Raw genomic sequence first — 239 nt, forward strand, 5'->3', positions numbered from 1 at the left:
GGCGTAAAGCGCTCGTAGGCGGATGTTTAAGTCGATCGTGAAAGCCCTGGGCTTAACCTAGGAACTGCGGTCGATACTGGGCATCTAGAGTATGGTAGAGGATAGTGGAATTCCCGGTGTAGCAGTGAAATGCGTAGATATCGGGAGGAACACCAGTGGCGAAGGCGACTATCTGGATCAATACTGACGCTGAGTAGCGAAAGCGTGGGGAGCAAACAGGATTAGATACCCTGGTAGTC

General features: G+C 51.9%; 1 rRNA gene. It reads left to right on the plus strand.

Annotation, left to right across the window (positions count from 1 at the left end):
- Positions 1-239, plus strand: a 16S ribosomal RNA gene (locus ACTHSL_RS14160); the annotation flags it as partial.

Source organism: Neisseria sp. P0008.S010, assembly GCF_051962715.1.
Lineage (GTDB): Bacteria > Pseudomonadota > Gammaproteobacteria > Burkholderiales > Neisseriaceae > Neisseria > Neisseria elongata.